The organism is Acinetobacter sp. GW821-FHT01C12 (genome assembly GCF_059422625.1).
On sequence record NZ_JBWKXD010000003.1, the window covers coordinates 35,337 to 56,177 of the forward strand.

A 20,841-nucleotide genomic window follows, 5' to 3' on the forward strand; every position below is an offset into this window, starting at 1 on the left:
AGAAAAGAGAGCGTGGCTCTCTTTTCTTATTTGTTTTATTGAGTATTTGCGGCCTTTTTTAAAGCATCTAGCTTTTTAGTCACTTCTTTAAAGTCTTCAGATGCGGTTTGTACACTTTTAATCAGTTGGCTGTTCATGACTTTCATGGTTTCTTGAGCAACTTGAGGTGTTTTTTTCAAAATAGACTGTCCAATTGCACTTGAATAAAAATCAATTTGAGCTTGAACTTCTTCAGCACTGTATATGTCTTTATAAATCTTAAGATAAACAGGTTTGATTTGATCCCAAGCAACAGTTTTTTTACTTTGCTCATACATTTTGTCAGCAAGCTCATTGGCGACAATTTGTTCTTGTGGATTGAGCTGATCTTTTTTTACTGTCATTTGAATGATTTGGTAAGCTTGTTGATCTAACTGAGGGCGAATCTGTTGTATGGTTTCTTGTAGCAGTTCATCAATATTCATGACTTTTAATAATTGTTGAACTTGTTGGTCTGAAGCGGGCGCTGCAAAAGCAAAATTTGTGCTGATACATGCGCTTGCAAGTAGTAAGTGTCGGAGTAATTTCATAAAATACCTATATAAGTTCTGGTTGTAATTCACATCATAAAATGGTTGAGTAAAAGCTTATTCAACTTGAAGAATTGGCTTTAAAATCGTTTCCATTTTTTCTTTCAGGGCTTTTTGATTTTCTACTTTTAGCATTTTTTCTTGAGAAAACTTTGCGGTTTCTTGCATGACTTCTGTCATAAGCGTGTTCATCTTTTGATTGATAGATTGTCCAATCGGTGTACTTAAAAAAGCGATATTGGCTTGAACTTCTTCTTCAGTAAAGGTCTTTTTAAATAATGATTTAAACATGTTGAGATATTCTGGGTCAGTCACCAGCTGTTGTTGAATATCACTATACAGCGCACTAATTTGTAGTGCTGCATTTTGTTGATCGATATTCAATGTTTGAGCCCCCGTCACTTGGCGAACAAGAGCTTCTGCTTGATCGTCAAAGTAGGGTTGCATATCACGAGTACTTTGTTTGAAAATCTCTGAGATATTGGAGAGCTGCATCAATTTGTCGACACTTTTATCTGTTGCTGGAGATGCAAAACTTGACACTGTGATACAGCATAAACTTAAAGTTAAAACGAACTGCTTAATTTTCATAGGTTTTCCTTTATTTATTTTCATCTAAATGATGCAGTTGCTGAATAATTTCTCCAATTTTATTGCGATATTGTTGGATAAATTGAGGATCATTGACTGCCTTATGAATAGCAGCATTGCTTTCTATGAATATTTCTGTGTCAATATTGGCAAGTTTTGTGTATAGCTCTTGGCTTGATGTTGTATCACGCTGAGAGAGCATATCAATTTCTTGAGAACTTAACGATTCTAAAAGAATTTGTTTGGTTTGGGCGATAAATTGTGGATCTCGGAGAATATTTTCTGGTATTGCCTGATAAATCTCTACAATTTGAGGGATGATTTGTTTTTCTTTATCAGTGAGTTCTATTGTACTTAATCCGTTTTTGATTAGATTTTCTGCTTGATTTTGATAGATCCGTTTTGCACTTTCATTGTATTGTAGGCGCCATATTTGATTGGTAATGATACCTTGCGCTAATCGGTCAATGGCATCACTATCTGTGTTTGAGGCAAAACTTTGAATAGAGATCAAGCATACAAATAACCCAGAAAAAATAATATATTTTATAAAGTTCATGATCTGACTCAAAATAAAAAGCACTCTAATCATAGAGTGCTTTTTAAGTGATGCTCAAGCTTAATCTAAGCTTTAGATCAGATTATTGTGCAACAGCATCAACCACTGGGATTTTACCAATTTTGGCTTGCCAGATTTTAGGTGCAGTCGCATGAATAGAAGTACCATTGACATCAACTGCAACAGATACAGGCATGTCTTGTACTTTAAATTTGTAAATAGCTTCCATACCTAAGTCAGCAAATGCAACAACTTCTGCTTCACGGATGGCTTTAGATACTAAATAAGCAGCACCACCAACAGCCATCAAATAAGTTGCTTGATTGTCTTTGATCGCTTCAACAGCAGCAGGGCCACGATCCGCTTTACCGATCATACCGAACAAGCCTGTTGCTTCAAGGACTTGACGTGTGAACTTGTCCATACGTGTTGCTGTTGTTGGGCCAGCAGGGCCTACAACTTCATCGCCTACAGGATCTACAGGCCCCACGTAGTAAATGAATTTACCTTTGAGATCTACAGGTAACTGTTCGCCTTTATTCAACATGTCAACCATGCGTTTATGCGCAGCATCACGACCTGTATAGATGGTACCGTTCAATAATAATGTATCGCCCGGTTGCCATGAGTTCATTTCTTCCTGTGTGATATTGTCTAAGTCTACACGTTTAGACGTTGACGTATCCCAAGTCACTTCAGGGTAATCTGAAAGTAAAGGCGCTTGAATATGTGCGATACCTGAACCGTCTAACTGGAAATGAGCGTGACGAGTTGCAGCACAGTTTGGAATCATACCAACTGGTTTACCAGCAGCATGGCAAGGGTAGTCTTTGATCTTGATATCAAGCACTGTGGTTAAACCACCAAGGCCTTGTGCACCGATACCCAATGCATTTACTTTTTCAAAGATTTCAATACGCAGTTCTTCGATTTGGTTCTGTGGACCACGGCGAAGTAACTCGTCCATATTGATTTCTTCCATGAGCGATTCTTTTGCAAGCATCATGGCTTTTTCAGCAGTACCACCAATACCAATACCGAGCATTCCTGGAGGACACCAACCCGCACCCATCGTTGGTACAGTTTTAAGTACCCAATCTACGATCGAGTCAGAAGGGTTAAGCATTGCCAGTTTAGATTTATTCTCTGAACCACCACCTTTCGCTGCAACAGTAATATCGACTTTATTGCCTGGAACGAGTTTGTAGTGAATTACAGCAGGTGTATTGTCTTTGGTATTTTTACGACCAAAAGCAGGATCTGCTAAAACTGAAGCGCGGAGTACGTTACTATTTTCTAAATAACCTTGGCGTACACCTTCATTGATCGCATCATCTAAGCTCATGGTTAAATCAAATTTAACATCTAAGCCCACGTCAACAAATACGTTAACAATACCAGTATCTTGACAGATTGGACGATGACCTTCTGCACACATACGTGAATTAATTAAGATTTGTGCAATTGCATCCTTTGCAGCTTGGTTCTCTTCACGATCATAAGCACGGCTCATCGCTTGGATAAAGTCTTGTGGATGATAGTACGAAATGAACTGAAGCGCGTCCTTGACCGATGTGATCAAGTCATCTTGTTTGATAATAGTTGTCATATCAAAAATCTCTTGAGCGGGCTGTTAGCTAGCGGGCTAAATTATACGTGATATTGCTTGTTTTGTGGTGGCTTAGATCTAATTTCAGCCTAAAGTTTTATGATTTTATTTAAGAAACTCAGCTTATATTTTGATTGATCAAGTCAACTTTTCTACTTTTTATATAAATGATGATAAAGCCGTATTGAAATAAATTTCAGATTTTACAGGGTGAAAAGCTCTATACTCTATTGAGTCAAAAGCTTGGGCTAAATAACAACAACATGGAAAACTATACGCATCTTGCGGAAAATATTATTGAAATTTATACAAAGCATGCTCGTGCATGGACTGAATTACGCGGGGAATTTCTTTATGAAAAAGCGTGGTTGGATCGCTTTTTAGCTTTAATTCCCGCTCACTCCCATATTCTTGACTTGGGTTGTGGTTCAGCAAAGCCAATTGCAGCTTATTTGATTGAGCAAGCAAATACTGTGACAGGTGTTGATAGTTCTGATGTGATGATTGAAATGGCAAAACAGAATTTTCCTGAGCACACTTGGATTTTAGCTGATATGCGAACTGTAAATTTAAATCACAAGTTTGATGCAATACTCGCTTGGGATAGCTTTTTTCATCTTACACCACAAGATCAGCGAGATATGTTTGAGATTTTTAATCAATATACAAAAGCTGGCGCTGCTTTAATGTTTACCAGTGGACCATCACAGGGTGAAGCGGTTGGAGAGATGTTTGGTGATGCGCTGTATCATGCGAGCTTATCATCCGCTGAGTATCATGAACTATTTAAAAAATATAATTTTGAAGTGATAAAGATGATTGCTGAAGATCGTGATTGTACTGGGCATACTGTTTGGTTAGCCAAGAGAATATAAAATACCTAGATGAAAATAAATTAAGCAATAAATACAAAAATATCTAAAAATTTTAATATTCTCAAATTAAGAGATTAATATATTTTAATTGTGGGTATTGAAGTTATTTTTTAGTTTAATTTCTAAATAAGTAAAAATAATCTTAGCTAATTTAATATACTTTTCACGTTTATTTTTTTACCTATCATTATTTTGTAGTTAAATTAGCGTGTTATTGTAAATTTTAGTGAAAAATCATATTATAATGATAATAATTCTCATTGTTTTTCTTGGTGCAATAATGCCTTTTGTTAAAAAAAGCTTAACTTTAATGATGCTGTCGACGGGAGGACTTTTCGTTTCCTCTTTAACATTTGCAAATACAGGTAGCAGTGAAGAACAGAAAAAAAGCACAGCAACGCTTCCCACCATTGTCATTGAAGCAATGAATGATGGTGACCCAATAAAAACATATGTGGACTATAAACAAGCCAATGTTACGAGAAATGGTTTAGATAAAAAAGATATACCACAAACGATTGATACAATTGATGTTTCTAAATATAAGCTGTATGGCGCAAATGATCTGAGTGTTATGTTACAAGGCACGCCGGGCGTTTCAACCAGTTATGATATGCGTGGTGATGGTATTATGCTGCGAGGGTTTAGTGCGGATTCTGGAGATATCTATCGTGATGGCGTGCGTGAAAGTGGACAGATACGTCGCAGTACCGCCAATGTTGAACGAATTGAAATTTTAAAAGGTCCTGCATCTGTATTATATGGCCGTAGTGGCGGTGGTGGTGTGATCAATATGGTCACCAAATATGCAAATTTTGATTCGGGAAGCTCAGTTGGGGCATACGTGGGTTCTTATGATAATGTTGGCGGAACGCTTGATATTAATAAAGTGCTTAATGATAACTGGGCTGTACGTTTGGTTGGTGAAAAGTCCGATACCAATAGTTTCCGTTCTGATATCGGTGCCAATGAGGAAATGATTTCTCCAAGTGTGACTTATCGTAGTGATGATGAAAAACTACTTTGGACGACCGAATTTACTTACGACAATATACATCGAGTTCCTGATCGTGGTCCTTCCTATGAGAACTTGCCTGCTGGGACTTCAATTAAGATGGGGTTTGCTCAATCTGGGGATTATGTAGAAGATATTCTTCAAACAATGCGTACAGATGTTAAATATGAATTTGCGCCAAATTGGAAATTTCATTGGGGCTTAAGTCATCGTGAGTCGGAACAAAATTTTGATCATTTTTATTTAGGCTCGATGTGTACTGCTGACGTGAAGCCAACGAATACAAATAAAGGATGTTATAAAGGTTATGTCAATCAAATTTATTATTGGCAGCAAACAACCAATAAAACTACAACTAATACTTGGGATATAACTGGTGAGTTTAATACTGGTGCGATTAAACATAATGTTCTAGTCGGTACAGACTGGTCTTATGAACAGCGAGAACCTTTACTATCAAATAAAAACAAGGATGGATCATTGATTTATGGATTTGTGAACCCACTAACAGGTGATCGTTTTAGTAACCGTGGCACAGGGCATATTACGACCTCTCACAATTATAATGAAGGAACAAATTATGCGCTTTTCCTTCAGGATCTCATTAGCTTTAATGATCAGTTTAAAATGATGTTAGGTGGGCGTTATGATTACTATGAGTCAAAAACCACAAATAAATTAGAGAGTTCAACATCATATCGACAATCACGTGCAGTTAAAGATGAGACATTTAGCCCAAATGTAGGTTTTGTATGGCAACCCGTCCCTGAACAAAGTCTATATGCATCTTATAGTCGAAGTTTTTCACCTTTTGGCGGCAATATGGGCGTCAATGTTATAAATGCAACCGATGATCTAAGTGCATTTAATTATGAGCCGCAATATCTTGATCAATATGAAGTGGGTATAAAAAGTGATTGGCTGGATTCTAAGCTAAATACACAATTATCTGTATTCAATATTAAAAAACATAATATCCGCGCGCGTAAAGATCCAGATGATAATAACTCGCCTTATGTTGTTGTTGGGGAAAATGAATCTAAAGGATTAGAGTTTAGTTTTATTGGTCAGGCACTGAATAATATTTATGTTCGAGGTGGCTATGGTTATACAGATGCCAAAATTACTAAACATGATTTAAGACCTGAATTGGTTGATAATAATTTACGCAATGTTTCCAAGCATACAGGCAATTTATTTGTACGTTATCTTCCTACCGAAAAAATTTATGGTGAGGTTGGTGCAACCTATATGGGGGATTATTATACTTCTGATGAAAATACCACCAAAATGCCAGACTGGACTCGTATCGATGCTGCAATTGGTTATAAAGATGATAAATGGGGCGCGACGATTGCTGTGAATAATTTAACAGATAAAGAATATTGGCGTTCAAACGCTATGCCGGGTACTCCTCGAAATTATTTATTCCGCGTGAACTATTTCTTCTAAGTTTTAATCTGATTGAAAATAAAGCTGTCTAATTGCCATGATAGCAATTGATTCGATGGGGATATCAGTATCATAAAGACTGATTTATGAGTTTTTAGTCAATATATTATAAAAAACCACCCAATTGATTTGGGTGGTTTTTTATGTCTAGCAGATCAGCATTAATGTGCGGCTTGTTGTTCTGACTGAATCGCGGTCAATGCAATGGTAAAGACAATATCATCTACCAATGCACCACGCGACAAGTCATTTACAGGTTTATTTAAACCTTGCAGCATTGGACCAACACTGACCACATTAGCCGAGCGTTGAACTGCTTTATAGGTGGTATTGCCTGTATTGAGATCTGGGAAGATAAATACATTGGCACGCCCAGCAACTTGAGAGTCTGGTGCTTTAGAGCGGCCAACGCTTTCAACAGATGCAGCATCATATTGTAAAGGACCATCAATCAGTAAATCTGGACGACGTTGTTTGGCAATTTCCGTGGCTTTTGCAACTTTTTCAACTTCTGCACCTGCGCCTGAAGTACCGGTTGAATAAGAAATCATGGCAATACGTGGATCAATACCAAATGCTTTTGCCGAATCTGCAGATTGAATTGCAATCTCTGCCAATTGCTCAGCATCTGGATCAGGGTTGATCGCGCAATCACCATATACATAAACTTCGTCTGGTAACAGCATAAAGAAGATTGAAGAGACCAAGGAGTATTCTGGTGCAGTTTTGATCAGCTGGAATGCAGGGCGCACTGTATTGGCGGTGGTGTGCACAGCACCAGAAACCAGTCCATCGACTTGATCAAGTGCCAGCATCATTGTACCGAGTACTACAGTATCTTGCAGTTGCTCACGTGCTTGTAATTCGTTGAGTTTACCTTTGCGTAATTCAACCATTTGGGTCACGTAGTTTTCACGGATCAGATCTGGATCTATAATTTCTAAATCCACAGGGAGTTCAATATTACGTGCTTTGGCGACTTCAAGTACCGCTTCAGGTTTTGCTAACAATACACATTGCGCAATACCACGAGATTGACAGATCGCTGCAGCTTGAATGGTACGCGGCTCATCGCCTTCAGGCAGTACAATACGTTTTTTTGCAGCAATAGATTTTTGTACCAATTCATGACGGAATGCAGAAGGAGATAAACGGGGTTTATAGTCACCATTCAACATTTGGGTCAACCATTCTGGATCAATATGGCTTGAAACGAAGCGGGTCACTTGATCGGCACGTTCAGTATCATCCACAGGAATTTCATTGCTTAAATTGGCAAGTTGCTGTGCTGTTTCAAAGGTACTGAGTGGTGTATGTAAAATCGGTAGACCATTTTTAATTGCAGACTGGCAGAACTCTAAAACCAATGGATTTGGCTCATGGTGTTCAGTTAAAACTAAACCTGCGAGTGGAATGCCATTGCTGGTGGCTAAACTACTGGCCAATAACACATCAATACGATCGGAAGCACTGATAATCAGTTCGCCTGCAACGAATTTTTGTAGCTCATGTTCAATATTTGAAGCAATTAAGCTGCTGTGCAATACACGGCGTGTGTTGGCTTTGCCCTGATTAATCCACGTGGCTTGAATTTGTTTTGCTAAGTCTGAGATGCGAGGCACACTCAAGGTGTCACTGAATGGAACTAAGCCAATAATTGGAAATGTTGCTGAGCCGATGTGTGCATGAGTTTTTTGAATTTCAGTTTTAAATTTTTCAGTATCTGCAACTAAACGTAAGCTTGGATCAATGGTCACTGGAATTTGTGCAGATTCAGCAGGTAGACCACGGGTACGCATAAACAATACGCCTGCATTACGCGATGATGATGCACCACCAAAATTACGTACTTGTGCTTCAACTTTTTCAGCAGTTTGTTCTGGTTTTTCGATATTGGCATTGCTGACAAAGATAACTTTAGCATCTAAAGCTTGCGCCAAAGAGGCATTTAAATCACTGGCAAAAGCATCACGTGCAGTAGGGACTAAGCCTTCTACAATCACAATGTCATGGGACTTTGCAATTTGGCGTTGTAAGCTGACTGCTTCTTCAAGGAGCTCATCAGTTTCACCATCATTGAGCTGTTGCGTGATTTTTGTATAAGCTATCGGTTCAACCGTATCTAATTTTGAGATATGACGGTAAAGCGCAGTGGTGCGGTCTGGTTCAGCGATTAATTCTTGTGAAAATGGTTTTACAAAGCCTGCTTTAACGCCTTGGCATTCCAATGCATAGACTAAGCCTAAACACGCAGACGTTAAGCCTACGCCTTCCCCAGTTGGAACCAATAAAATTGTTTTCATAGACGATTCTTTAATCAGTAAAAATATGTGAATTTATGGGTAAATTGAAGATGAATATCTCCAATCATCTGTTTCACTCAACATCTTTTTAGTGGTGTATACAGTGATCGCAAAACGATATTCATCTACAAGACTGGTTTATATATTTATGCCAGCTTAAACGATTACAAAACAGCTTTATATCAAAAATCTGCTCAAGATCATTTTTAATAACGAGCTTGAGTATGCTGCTATTTCAATAGGTATACTCAAAGCTCGTACAAGACTTACGACAGCTTAAGCTGTCGCAATATCAGATTCAGGCTTTTTTGCGGCCTGTTGTACCTCGTGTTCTACAACATGAACGGTTTCTTTGGCAATACGACCTTCTTCATCGGTTGGTATGACCCAAATTTGAGGACCTGTTCCAGCATCAATTCGACCTTCTGTACCACGTTTTAAACCATCATTCTGTTCTTTGCTGAGGTTGAAACCGAAGTGTGGTAAGTAAGCAATGGTTTTTTCACGAATATAGGCAGAGTTTTCACCAATACCGCCAGTAAAGAATAAACCATCGATACGTGGTAAACCGCAGCTTAATGCCGCAAGTGATTTGGCTAAACGATAACAGAATACTTCAATCGCCAAAGTCGCATCTTCATTGCCTTGTTCTGAAGCTTCAATCAAGGTACGCATATCATTTGAAAGATCTGATAAGCCCAGTAAGCCTGATTCACTATTCAGCATTTTATCAATTTTATAGATGTCCCAGCCTAGATTTGAAGCAAGGAAGCTATGAATACTTGGATCAACATCACCACTACGAGTACCCATCACCACACCTTCAAGCGGAGTCAGTCCCATGGAGGTATCGACACTTTGACCATTCCAAATGGCGCAAGTTGAGCTACCATTGCCTAAGTGTGCTGTTAACCAACCGCCATGTTTGTAGCTACCCGCGAGTTCAGAACCACGTTCAGAAACATAGGCATGACTGGTACCATGGAAACCATAACGACGAACGTTGTGTTGTGTATACAGGAACTTTGGTAAAGCATAACGATATGCATGTGCAGGCATGGTTTGATGGAATGCTGTATCAAATACTGCAACTTGCGGTAATTCAGGGAATAGGCGCATTGTCGCATCGATACCGACTAAATGAGCTGGGTTATGCAGCGGTGCAAGTGGTGTTGCTTCACGAATTTTTTCTACAATTTCAGGCGTCAATAACTCAGCTTTGGTTAAGGTACCGCCATGAACAACACGGTGTCCAATGGCTTGAGGTTTATACTGTGATAAACGACCTAAGATGGTTTCTAAAGCTTTTTCATGGTCTGCATAGGGAATTGAAAGCTCAAGCGGTTGATTGCCCGCCGTGATTCCTTTAATACGTGCATCAGCAGAGCCTAGGTTTTCTGCTAAACCAAAGATTCGATCTTCACGACGTTCAGAAACAAGCGCATATTTGATTGATGAAGATCCGCAGTTAATTACTAATACTGATGTAGACACGTTTGAATACCCGAAATTATAATTTAAAAAAGTCATCCTGATTGATCTGATTATGCTTGTTTATAAAGGGCAAATTAGATCAGCAGTCATGTTGTACCATGTGTAGTTTTTTTGTCCTAGATAGACTTTAGGTGATTAGACTTTTGGACTATCGACCTGATATTGATTAATAATTAATATTTATCAATTGATTGTTAAAAATTATCACTCATTGTTGTTTTAATCTATCTGCATTATATAGTTTCTTGTAAATAATCTTGTCCTATCCAAAGGCAATCTTTGCGTCTTTCTAAAAGACAAATACATATTTTTTATCAAAATTTTAAATTGATTGATGTTTATTACGGTGTATTAAAAATAAAAAACTCAGCACTTATGTTTGAGATAAATGCTGAGTCGAGTTATTCAAGCTTGGAATCAATGACGAATTTGACCATCGCCTAAAACAATCCATTTTTGCGAGGTTAAACCTTCAAGACCGACTGGGCCACGGGCATGGATTTTATCGGTAGAAATACCAATTTCAGCACCTAAACCGTATTCGAAACCATCAGCAAAACGCGTCGAAGCATTGACCATGACTGAACTTGAATCTACGCGGGTCAAGAATTGACGCGCTAAGCTAAAGTTTTCAGTGATGATTGCATCGGTATGATGTGAGCCATATTTGTTAATATGTTGAATGGCTTCTTCAATCCCAGTCACAATTTTCACTGCCAAGATTGGACCTAAATATTCTTCATACCAATCTTCTTCACTAGCTGGTTTTACAGCATTGCCTAAGATTTTTTGAACATTGATACAGCCACGCAATTCAACGTTTTTTTCTGCATACAGCTCTGCGATACGGGGTAAAAACTCTTCCGCAATTTTTTCATCAACCAAGAGTGTTTCCATTGCATTACACACACCATAACGATGTGTTTTTGAGTTTAATGCAATAGGAAGTGCTTTATGTAGATCCGCCTGAGCCTCAACAAAAACATGGCAGTTTCCATCAAGATGTTTAATCACAGGAATGGTTGCTTCATTGGTAATGCGTTCAATCAAGCCTTTACCGCCACGAGGTACGATGACATCGACATACTCAGACATGGTAATCAATTGACCCACGGCAGCACGGTCAGTGGTGTTAATCACTTGTACACAAGTTTCAGGTAAGCCCGCTGCTTTTAAACCATGTTGAATGGCTTCAGCAATTGCTTGATTTGAATTCAATGCTTCAGAGCCACCACGTAAAATGATGGCATTGCCAGATTTTAACGCAAGTGAGGCCGCTTCAAGGGTAACGTTTGGGCGTGATTCATAAATCATACCGACCACACCTAAAGGCACGCGCATTTTACCAATCTGAATACCTGTTGGACGGAAAGCAAGATCCGTGATTTCACCAATCGGATCGACAAGGCTGATGACATCTTTTAAGCCTTGTAACATCCCTTTAAAGCGTGTGGGGTTGAGTTCTAAACGATCAAGTAAAGCACTATCCAATTGATTGTCACGACCTTTGCTCATGTCAATGTGGTTGGCGGCCAAGATTTGCGGTTGACTATTTTCCAAAGCAGTATAAATCGCAGATAAGGCATTATTTTTTGCAAGTGTAGTTGCGCCTGCCAAAACACTAGCGGCTTGGCGTGCTTGCTTCCCTACAGTTTGCATATACTGTTCAATTGAGTCTTGCATAGCAGTTTATTTGATCATTAAAAATTTCCCTTTGATAGTAGCAGTCTAAGTAAAGCCAAGGAAGTATTTCACTGAAATAAACTTATTTTGCAGCGTTGAAGCGTTAAATATCTTGCAAAATCTTTTGCCATTTAAACTGGATAAACGGTCAATTTAGCGATTGCGTATAAATCACACATCTGTAAGAATGAAACAATAAGGACATTGATGTGATACAGAATTCATACGTATCACGAATTTGAAAGAATAATGCGGGTCAAAATCTTGCATATTAAAAGAATAAAGCAAGGATGGAGGAAGGATATGAATTCCATTATCCAAATGGACACAGAATCACACCAATCTTTATCAAGCTTTGGTTTTTTCGACATATACCACAAAAACAGTTTTAAGCAGGAGCCAAGAACAACTTGGATTGATGGCTGGAAAATTGAGTATATGGCGATCGCAGATCCACGAACAATTCACAATACCCCGATTGTGATTGTGGGCGGAGCGTTCCAAAACTTTAACTCATATAAGTATTGTGTTGAGCAGTTCTTTGAAAGTGGCCCAGTCATTTTGATTGATTTGCCCTCTATGGGCGCCAATCAACAAATCACCAATATCGACTCTGGTTTATCTGCGGGGACATTAGAATTACCTGATCTTTCTCGTATGTTGGGACAGTGGCTTGATATTGTCGCGATTGAAAAAGTTGCTGTGGTGGGAATTTCTTTAGGTTCTGTGATCGCTTCATTTTTTGTTGATCAACGCCCTGAACTGGTCGAAAAAATGATCTTGATGGGGGTGATGCAAGAAACTCGTAAAAGCTGGCGCATGTTGTTAGAAGAATCATTGATGTTGATGAAAGAACAACGTATGGGCGAGTTTGGTCAGGCCGTGATTTTGTATTTAGTCAATCATGCCAAGCTCGATAAAACGCGTATGTCGCCCACAGCCAAAAGATTATTCTTTAAGCAAATGGCTGAGTTTTCAAATACTGAACAAGAACGTTATGAAATCAATTGTAATCGTCTATTGCGGTTAAGCCATGTACCGGTTCCTCAAGTGAATACACTGGTGGCATGTGGTCAATACGACAGTTTTACCTTACCGCATGAAAATGCAAACTTTGCTTTGCAATGCCCAGATATGCAGTTTGCAATGATTGCCAATGCCGATCATGTTCCTCAATTACAACGCCGTAAAGAAACCATGACTTTATTCACCACTTACTTAAAAGGTGGGTCGATCCAAGGACTGGATGGGATTGTCAATTTCACACGAGAACAAATGCAGCATATCGAGCGTCGTGGTGAAAATCGTATTCAAGTACTTGATCCACATCGTCAGTTGACACATCGCCATTCAAATAAAGTGATTCAGGTTGATGTGATTGATTTAAATTACTTTGGTTTATTGATGCGTCTGGATCATCAACAAGATTTAGCTTTTGTAAATCAACATACCCGTGATTTGGCTTTAAATTTGAGTGATGATGAAGGTGAGTTTGCGATTGAATGTTTGATTTTTGAAACCTCCGCATCTGGTGTTCGCGCACTATTTAAGCATGGTAGCTTTGAAAATGCAGATCGCTTATTACGGTTTATTGCACGCCAGACCCAAGCAGTGCAGTTATGTATAGCGCAAGAAGGCGCAGTAGCTTAAGCCTTTGATATATTGATCTGTTAAAAAACCAGTCTTTTGACTGGTTTTTTATTTCTTAGAATTGAAGTATTTAAATCTCGAAGTGTTAATGTTTCGAAGGATTTAAGTCTCCAAATTTCAATACATGATTGCTTTAGCGTTGTGCATCAATCATCCACACCAAATCACCTAGATGTTCTTCAGTATTGTATTCAGTTGAATCTGTATTGAAATAGACACGGGGCTGAATCACGTCAACTTTTTGAAAACCAGCTTGGTAGATAAAATTTCTGACTTGTTCTGGTGTGACAAAGTGAAAAGTAAAAGCACTTCGTGACATGACTTTTAACAGCTTGCTGCTGTTCCAAATCACTTTTGCCAATTTGTTTTTTACTGGTTCAGGGTAAAGGTCGGTGAGATAATGCAGACTGTTAAAGTCTTGCCCATAATGTGCAATCGATTGAATCAATTGTTGTAACAGCTCTTTGGTGAAGTAGTTGATTAAACCTTCACTGATCACGACGAGTGGTCGTTGTGGATCAAATACCTCAAAGGCTTTTTTAAAATCCTCTGTAAATAAGTCGACGGACAACACATCTGGGCTCTTGTGATCAATTTGCTTAAGCGCCGCTTGCTTGGTTTTTGCCATACCGGGTAAATCTAATTCACGATAATCAATCAAGGGATAATGTTGTCTAAACCACCAGCCTCTTGGTGACAGCCCCGCGGCTATTTCCAATACTTGTAAGTTCGGAGACTGTTCAATCAGTTCAGCTAAGCGCTCATCCAACATGGTATGACGTTGCTTGAGTGTGGTACGCATACTGCCACCGACATATTTTTCTCCCCAACTTTCTATTGGGTGGGCAATCATAGCTAAAGTTTTACCTTTGGATGTGGCAAATAAGGGATGAGAAATGCCCATTTGATACCAAATATAGCCTGTGTAATGGGCTGTAAATGAAATATGGCGGTGCTTGGAAAGTTGCTGGTTTGACATAGTTATCCTTAACTTTTATTTTTTCTAATGGGGTCATGATGAAAAGCAATTAAAACACAACTAAAAATTTAATTTTGCTTCGTCGTCTTTTTTGATCCTTTGAACCCTCCTTTTAAAAGGAGGGTGGCTTAAATCTCTTTAATCATTAAGGGCTTATTAATCATTGAAGGCCTAAGATCCACCCCATTGATCATCAAGAGGGGGCAGGAGAATTGAGTTATCTAGCGCAATATCCTATGGATAGCTCGCTATTGGTTTTAAAGTGAATTTTTAAATTCTTCAATGACTTTTTTGACAGCTTGCCATTCATTTCCAAGATCAAATGTTTCATCAATACTGATCTGCGGAATTTTGCCACGCATACGTTCTAAACGTGCTTGATTCGGTAAAGGTAAGTTTTCGATCTCAGCCAATGCAATACATGCCGATTCACGGTTATTACACACCAAGCCCATATCACAACCTGCTTCGAGGGCAGCACGGATACGTGCATCTGCTCCGCCTGCAACACAAGCTGCTTGCATGCTTAAATCATCCGAGAATAACACACCATCAAATTGAAGCTCTTGGCGTAAAATCGTTTGAATCCAGTAAGGTGAAAAACCAGCAGGATTTGGATCTACTTTTTCATAAATCACATGTGCAGGCATAAGTGCATCCAGCTGGGTTTGTAGCTGAATAAAGCTTTGCATATCCTTGTTATAAATGTCTTGGTATTCACGTGGATCAATTGCTGCAGCAACATGTGAATCTGCTTTCACAGAACCATGTCCAGGAAAGTGTTTTCCTGTGGTTGCCATACCCGCACGTTGCATTCCTTTCATAAATGCGCTGGCAAGCGGCACAATATCTTGTACATTTTTTGCAAAGGCTCGATCGCCAATCACATCACTAACGTCATTCAGATCTAAAACAGGTGCAAAACTAAAATCAATCCCCACTGCAAGTACTTCAATTGCCATGAGCCAACCACATTGTTCAGCCAGAGTTAAAGCTTTTTCAGGTTGAGTTAAGTAAAGCTCACCAAAATGCCCCATGGCTGGTAGTAGGGTAAAACCTTGTTTTAGGCGTTGTACTCGTCCACCTTCTTGATCAACGGCAATAAGAATGTCGGGACGAATTTGGCGCATATGATCGGTTAAAGCGCGAACTTGAGCGGGTGATTCTATATTTCTTGAAAATAAAATCATGCCACCGACTTGCGGAGTTTGTAATAGTTCAATATCTTCTTGAGTAAGTTCTGTGCCTGCAATATCAAGCATCAATGCGCCGATCATAGGAATCCACGGTTGTATTTATATAAACTGGGAAACAATACCCGATTTCTGCAATGATTTGCTACACTTACTCAGTACAGATTATGCTAAAACTACACAACATAAACAGATAAAGTCGTTTAAGATATTGAAACTGTTGAGTTCAGATTGAAAAACGATATAGAAATTGGAAAACCCAAGGAAGTATTAAGAATTTATGAAAATTCAAACTCTCGCTTGCGCTATAGCACTTGCAACAGGTGGTTTATTCTTTACCCATACCATCAATCAGGCAATGGCGGAAACCAATGCTACAAACGTGTCTCAATCGATTCATCCTTCACAAGATCAAGCCTTAGTGACACGTCAACTTGCAACATTGATTGACCGTCAGCATTATTTGAATATGCGTTTAGATGCAAATACATCAAATCGTATTCTCGACATGTATATTGATAGCCTTGATCCAGAGCACACCTTATTTTTAGCTTCAGAAATTGAACAATATAAAAAGCAATATGGTGCAACACTCGGCGCAAAATTAAAAGCAGGCGATTTGTCTGGACCATTTGCGATTCATGCGCATTATCGTGCACGTTTAAAAGAATTTTATGAATTTGAATTGGCTGAACTTAAAAAGCCCCAGAACTTAAATCAGCCAAATGAATTTATTGATGCAGATCGTGAGAAAGCTGAATTCTTTGCCAGCAAAGCCGAGTTGCAAAACTATTGGCGTAAGATGTTGGTGTCGCAATTAATCAATCTCACCATTGCCAAGCAAGAAGATCAAGCCAAACAAAAAGCATTAAAAGATGATCCAACATTGGCCAATGGTCAGGATTTGGCAGCATCAGAAGATCTTACACCTGTTCAAACGCTTACCAAGCGGTATACCCGCCAACTAGAGCGTATTGGACGAACCAAGAGTGATGATGTACTGGAACGTATCCTCAATGCAATGACCTTGACCTATGATCCACACAGCAATTATTTCCCACCTGTTGATGCTATGGAGTTGAATCGTCAAACCACCTTACAACTTGAAGGTATTGGTGTTTCGATTCGTCCTGAGCGTGGTAATGAAGACTATACCAAGATTGAAACCATTGTAGATGGTGGGCCTGCAAGTAAGACAGGGCAGGTCAAATCTGGTGATCGCATTATTGGCGTTGCACAAGATGGCAATAAAATGGTCGACGTGATTGGTTGGCCAAGTTCTGAAATTGTCGGCTTGATTCGTGGTAAACGTGGCACCAAGGTGTCAGTGAAATTGTTGGCTGCGGGCGCTTCTATGAGCCAAGCACGAGTTGTGACCATTACTCGTGATGTGATTCAAGAAGAAGATGCCGGTGTGCGTTCACGTACTGTAGAGCTAACACGTGATGGTAAAAAACATAAGTTTGGTGTTTTAGAAATCCCATCTTTCTATCTGAACTATCGCGCACGTCGTGCAGGGACTGAATACCGTTCTGTTTCAGAAGATACCAATAAAGCATTGAAGTCACTTGCAGCACAAAATGTTGAAGGGATTATTATTGATTTGCGTAATAACCCAGGTGGTTCTTTAGAAGAAGTTGCCAAAATGATTGGGCAAGTGATTAAAGAAGGCCCTGTGGTTCAAATCCGTGATGGTAACGGCAATGTGAGCGTGTTTGAAGACACCGACGGTGGTGCGCAAACCTATGCAGGACCTTTGGCTGTTTTGGTTAATTTAGCCTCGGCTTCTGCCAGTGAAATTTACTCTGCTGCCTTACAAGATTACGATCGTGCTGTAATTTTAGGAAGTACGACTACGGGTAAAGGGACTGCGCAAGTTCAATTGGATAGCCTTGCTTATGGTCAAGCAACCTTAACGCAACGTAAATTCTACCGTGTGACTGGTGGCAGCACCCAAAACAAAGGCGTGATTCCAGATATCAAACTGGTGGATATTTATGATGAAGAGTTTGGTGAGCGTAAAGCTAAAAATGCTTTGAAATGGGATACGATTCCAACTGCGCCGTTTAAACGTGAAGGGTCAATTCAACCGTATGTGGCGCAGCTTGGCGAAAAATCAAAAGTTCGTGCGGCAGGTGATCCTCAGTTCCAATACTTAGAGACGCGTAAAGCGATTGCTCAAGAAACCAAGGATCAAAAACGAATCTCTTTAGATATTGATAAACGTAAAGCAGATTTGGTGGCGCTTGAGGCAAGAACATTGGCTGCGGAGAATAAGCGTCGCACTGAAACAGGATTAAAGCCATATTCAAATTGGGAAAGTTACCAAGCAAGTTTGGATGCATTGGCTGAATCAAGAGCGAAAATGAAGGTAAACCAACGTCCGGCATTGCCAGAGGAAGAGACCTTTGTGAATGAAGCTGCCAATGTTCTGTTAGATTTGGCACATCTAACAAGTAAATAACTAAAAATTCTATTTAGGTAAAATAAAAAAGCATATCTCGGATATGCTTTTTTTATTTCGATTCAAAAAATAACTTGACGTTCAATAGGATAGTGATATTTTAAGTAAAACGACCGTTCTTTAAAAAAGGTGAACCTTCTCGCAATTTTGCGTTGTATATATAGAGGTTGCTTATAACAAAAATAGGTTCATTACTGGAAGTAAATTTTTATGAGTTATATGAGTTATGATAGTAATCTCGTAATAGGTTCTGCATGTATTGCAGTTATCATCTGTTACGTAGCTATTTCATTAGAACAACTCATATTTACACAACATACCCCTCGTCTACAGAAAATTATCTTATGCTTAAGTGGCATGGTTTTTGGCTTCGCCATTTGGGCAATGCACTTTGTCGGAATGTTGGCTTGTGATCTACCGCAAGGTTATTCCTTTGATTTAACATTAACCGTGATCTCCTATATTATTGCGGCCATGGCTTCGACTTTTGCGATTTGGCTCACCACTCAAGAGACTTTGCCAATTGTACGGTTGATTTTAGGTGGCGTGTTGATGGGACTGGGAATTTCTGGAATGCACTATATCGGCATGCTGGGGTTAACTATTCCAAATCAACAAGTTGATTATGATGTTATTTTAGTGATGCTCTCTGTCATCATCGCGATCAGTGGTTCAGGATTGTCTTTCTGGCTCGCATTTAAATATAAGAACTCTTTTAATCATAAGATGCTTTATAAAATTGCTGTATCAATCATGATCGCACTCAGTATTGTGGGAATGCATTATATCGGTATGGCAGCAGCAACGATCTCATCGGTGCATGACAATCATTTTGGAAGTCAACTACACGAAGGGCAAGGTATTTTATTGTTTACCATTATTTTTGTAGCGAGTTTAATACTTGTCTCTGCTTTTTGTGTGGCGATTTTAGAACGAAGATTAGAAGAACGTAGTTTACAGTTATTACAAGCCAATAAAGAGCTTGAAGACTTAGCACTTCAAGATAATTTGACTAAACTTCCAAACCGATTATTTCTCGTTGAATACACCGATGCTTTATTTTTAGATTATAAGGACATACAGTCTAAAATTGCATTTATTTATATTGATTTAGACCGCTTTAAATCTGTTAACGACGCATTTGGTCATCATATCGGTGATGAGCTTTTGGTTAAACTCGCCCAGCGTTTATATCCGTTACTTAAGGATGGGCAAAGACTCACTCGTATTGGTGGAGATGAGTTTATTCTGATTCTTGAAGATTCTAATCGTAATGAAGCTGAAGAGATTGCCGAATTGTTCTTACAAAAAATACAAGATGGTTTTCAAATCTCAGGTAAAGAAATTAATATTTCTGCCAGCATTGGCATCGTATTTTTCCCCGACCATGGGCAGAACCTACAAGATTTATTGATCAATGCTGACTCCGCCATGATGCAATCTAAAGAGCAGGGGCGTAATACTTTTAGTGTTTATAGCAGTTCTTTAGACCAACAACACCAAAGCCGTAGTCAATCTAAACTCATCAATGATTTATATAAAGCAGTCGAAGAACAACAATTTATTCTATTTTATCAACCTAAATTTACAGCGGACTACCAAATTTGTGGGGTAGAAGCTTTAATCCGTTGGAAGCATCCAACCCTAGGCTTACTAGCCCCGAGTATGTTTATTGATGGTGCTGAGCAAACGGGGCTGATTATTCGTATGGGCTATTGGGCCTTAGAGAAAGCATGTAAGCAAATTCAAGAATGGGAAGATAAAAAATATGCTTTTGGTCCCATCGCCGTAAATCTTTCAGCAGTACAATTTGAACATAAACATTTGATTGAAACTTTAGAAAAATTGATTCAAAAATACCATGTCAAGAATGGTAATTTAATTATTGAAATTACTGAATCTACAGCGATGCATCATATTGATGACAGTATTCAAACCTTTGAGAAATTAAGAAATTTAGGTATCCGACTGGCAATTGATGATTTTGGAACGGGGCATTCGAGTTTCTTGTATTTAAAAGATTTACCAGTAGATGAATTAAAAATAGATCGAGAATTTATCCGTAATTTGTGTGAAGGTTCAAAAGAACAAATCATTTTAGAAAGTATTATTCATTTGGCGATTCGTTTGGGTCTGGTGGTGACGGCAGAAGGCGTTGAAACTGAACAGCAGGCGCAGATTCTTAAACGTTTAGGTTGCCAGCAATTACAAGGTTATTTGTTAGGCATGCCGCTACCTGTAGACCGTTTGGAAACCAATTATAGTATGGTTAAAGCTCTACCTTAAATATAAAAATATTCAGCAAGCTAAAGACTTACTACAATCATTCAAAATCTAGATGGTGTTGATAAACATCGAGATCACCAAATATTGAATCTGACAAATCAAAACAGTACATGTACATT

13 protein-coding genes and 2 pseudogenes are annotated in these 20,841 nt (G+C 38.9%); 6 read left to right on the forward strand and 9 right to left on the reverse strand.

Going from position 1 to position 20,841, the window contains the following annotated elements:
* Positions 1 to 35: 35 nt before the first annotated feature.
* From AC07WY_RS09435 to AC07WY_RS09450, 4 genes are all read right to left on the reverse strand, one after another.
* Entirely contained in the window at positions 36 to 569 is a 534-nt protein-coding gene (locus AC07WY_RS09435; RefSeq protein ID WP_494736253.1) for a DUF2059 domain-containing protein, read from the reverse strand.
* A 57-nt stretch (positions 570 to 626) separates the two neighbouring features.
* The gene (locus AC07WY_RS09440) at positions 627 to 1,160 is read right to left on the reverse strand and encodes a DUF2059 domain-containing protein (protein WP_004726539.1); all 534 of its coding nucleotides are present in this window, start codon (positions 1,158 to 1,160) and stop codon (positions 627 to 629) included.
* A gap of 10 nt (positions 1,161 to 1,170) precedes the next feature.
* The gene (locus AC07WY_RS09445; RefSeq protein ID WP_494736254.1) at positions 1,171 to 1,719 is read right to left on the reverse strand and encodes a hypothetical protein; all 549 of its coding nucleotides are present in this window, start codon (positions 1,717 to 1,719) and stop codon (positions 1,171 to 1,173) included.
* 82 nt (positions 1,720 to 1,801) lie between these two features.
* Positions 1,802 to 3,328, reverse strand: coding sequence for a fumarate hydratase (locus tag AC07WY_RS09450; RefSeq protein WP_244014929.1), 1,527 nt, complete (start codon positions 3,326 to 3,328; stop codon positions 1,802 to 1,804).
* A 263-nt stretch (positions 3,329 to 3,591) separates the two neighbouring features.
* Between AC07WY_RS09450 and AC07WY_RS09455 the strand changes: the two genes are divergently transcribed.
* Both AC07WY_RS09455 and AC07WY_RS09460 read left to right on the forward strand, forming a co-directional pair.
* The gene (locus AC07WY_RS09455; RefSeq protein WP_494736255.1) at positions 3,592 to 4,203 is read left to right on the forward strand and encodes a class I SAM-dependent methyltransferase; all 612 of its coding nucleotides are present in this window, start codon (positions 3,592 to 3,594) and stop codon (positions 4,201 to 4,203) included.
* A 280-nt stretch (positions 4,204 to 4,483) separates the two neighbouring features.
* Complete coding sequence (locus AC07WY_RS09460) at positions 4,484 to 6,670, forward strand: TonB-dependent receptor (protein ID WP_494736256.1); 2,187 nt, start codon at positions 4,484 to 4,486, stop codon at positions 6,668 to 6,670.
* Between the two features lie 161 nt (positions 6,671 to 6,831).
* Here AC07WY_RS09460 and pta read toward each other — a convergent pair whose 3' ends face one another.
* The 3 genes from pta to AC07WY_RS09475 form a co-directional block, all read right to left on the reverse strand.
* On the reverse strand, positions 6,832 to 8,973 hold the full coding sequence (pta, locus tag AC07WY_RS09465) for a phosphate acetyltransferase (protein ID WP_262085000.1): 2,142 nt from the start codon (positions 8,971 to 8,973) through the stop codon (positions 6,832 to 6,834).
* Between the two features lie 276 nt (positions 8,974 to 9,249).
* Entirely contained in the window at positions 9,250 to 10,467 is a 1,218-nt protein-coding gene (locus AC07WY_RS09470; RefSeq protein ID WP_034610100.1) for an acetate/propionate family kinase, read from the reverse strand.
* 417 nt (positions 10,468 to 10,884) lie between these two features.
* Positions 10,885 to 12,150: a glutamate-5-semialdehyde dehydrogenase gene (locus AC07WY_RS09475; RefSeq protein WP_262085001.1), complete on the reverse strand. Its 1,266-nt coding sequence runs from the start codon at positions 12,148 to 12,150 to the stop codon at positions 10,885 to 10,887.
* Positions 12,151 to 12,453: 303 nt separating this feature from the next.
* Between AC07WY_RS09475 and AC07WY_RS09480 the strand changes: the two are divergent.
* Both AC07WY_RS09480 and AC07WY_RS09485 read left to right on the forward strand, forming a co-directional pair.
* A pseudogene (locus AC07WY_RS09480) lies at positions 12,454 to 13,501 on the forward strand (alpha/beta fold hydrolase); the annotation flags it as partial.
* 77 nt (positions 13,502 to 13,578) lie between these two features.
* A pseudogene (locus AC07WY_RS09485) lies at positions 13,579 to 13,800 on the forward strand (alpha/beta fold hydrolase); the annotation flags it as partial.
* A 133-nt stretch (positions 13,801 to 13,933) separates the two neighbouring features.
* On the opposite strand, the gene AC07WY_RS09490 reads toward AC07WY_RS09485, so the two are convergent.
* Positions 13,934 to 14,779 (reverse strand): class I SAM-dependent methyltransferase, encoded by an 846-nt coding sequence (locus tag AC07WY_RS09490; protein ID WP_262085002.1) that lies wholly within the window; start codon positions 14,777 to 14,779, stop codon positions 13,934 to 13,936.
* Positions 14,780 to 15,036: 257 nt separating this feature from the next.
* On the reverse strand, positions 15,037 to 16,056 hold the full coding sequence (nagZ, locus tag AC07WY_RS09495; protein ID WP_494736257.1) for a beta-N-acetylhexosaminidase: 1,020 nt from the start codon (positions 16,054 to 16,056) through the stop codon (positions 15,037 to 15,039).
* A 196-nt stretch (positions 16,057 to 16,252) separates the two neighbouring features.
* Here nagZ and AC07WY_RS09500 point away from each other — a divergent pair, with 196 nt between their 5' ends.
* Positions 16,253 to 18,436, forward strand: coding sequence for a carboxy terminal-processing peptidase (locus AC07WY_RS09500; protein WP_419335117.1), 2,184 nt, complete (start codon positions 16,253 to 16,255; stop codon positions 18,434 to 18,436).
* A 210-nt stretch (positions 18,437 to 18,646) separates the two neighbouring features.
* Positions 18,647 to 20,722, forward strand: coding sequence for a putative bifunctional diguanylate cyclase/phosphodiesterase (locus AC07WY_RS09505; protein WP_262085005.1), 2,076 nt, complete (start codon positions 18,647 to 18,649; stop codon positions 20,720 to 20,722).
* The last annotated feature ends 119 nt before the right edge of the window (positions 20,723 to 20,841 follow it).

Coding starts and splice junctions, on each gene's coding strand:
- AC07WY_RS09475 (WP_262085001.1), bottom strand. CDS start 12,150: ATGCAAGACTCAATTGAACAGTATATGCAAACTGTAGGGAAGCAAGCA.
- AC07WY_RS09460 (WP_494736256.1), top strand. CDS start 4,484: ATGCCTTTTGTTAAAAAAAGCTTAACTTTAATGATGCTGTCGACGGGA.
- pta (WP_262085000.1), bottom strand. CDS start 8,973: ATGAAAACAATTTTATTGGTTCCAACTGGGGAAGGCGTAGGCTTAACG.
- AC07WY_RS09450 (WP_244014929.1), bottom strand. CDS start 3,328: ATGACAACTATTATCAAACAAGATGACTTGATCACATCGGTCAAGGAC.
- AC07WY_RS09435 (WP_494736253.1), bottom strand. CDS start 569: ATGAAATTACTCCGACACTTACTACTTGCAAGCGCATGTATCAGCACA.
- AC07WY_RS09500 (WP_419335117.1), top strand. CDS start 16,253: ATGAAAATTCAAACTCTCGCTTGCGCTATAGCACTTGCAACAGGTGGT.
- AC07WY_RS09490 (WP_262085002.1), bottom strand. CDS start 14,779: ATGTCAAACCAGCAACTTTCCAAGCACCGCCATATTTCATTTACAGCC.
- AC07WY_RS09455 (WP_494736255.1), top strand. CDS start 3,592: ATGGAAAACTATACGCATCTTGCGGAAAATATTATTGAAATTTATACA.
- AC07WY_RS09440 (WP_004726539.1), bottom strand. CDS start 1,160: ATGAAAATTAAGCAGTTCGTTTTAACTTTAAGTTTATGCTGTATCACA.
- nagZ (WP_494736257.1), bottom strand. CDS start 16,056: ATGATCGGCGCATTGATGCTTGATATTGCAGGCACAGAACTTACTCAA.
- AC07WY_RS09505 (WP_262085005.1), top strand. CDS start 18,647: ATGAGTTATATGAGTTATGATAGTAATCTCGTAATAGGTTCTGCATGT.
- AC07WY_RS09445 (WP_494736254.1), bottom strand. CDS start 1,719: ATGAACTTTATAAAATATATTATTTTTTCTGGGTTATTTGTATGCTTG.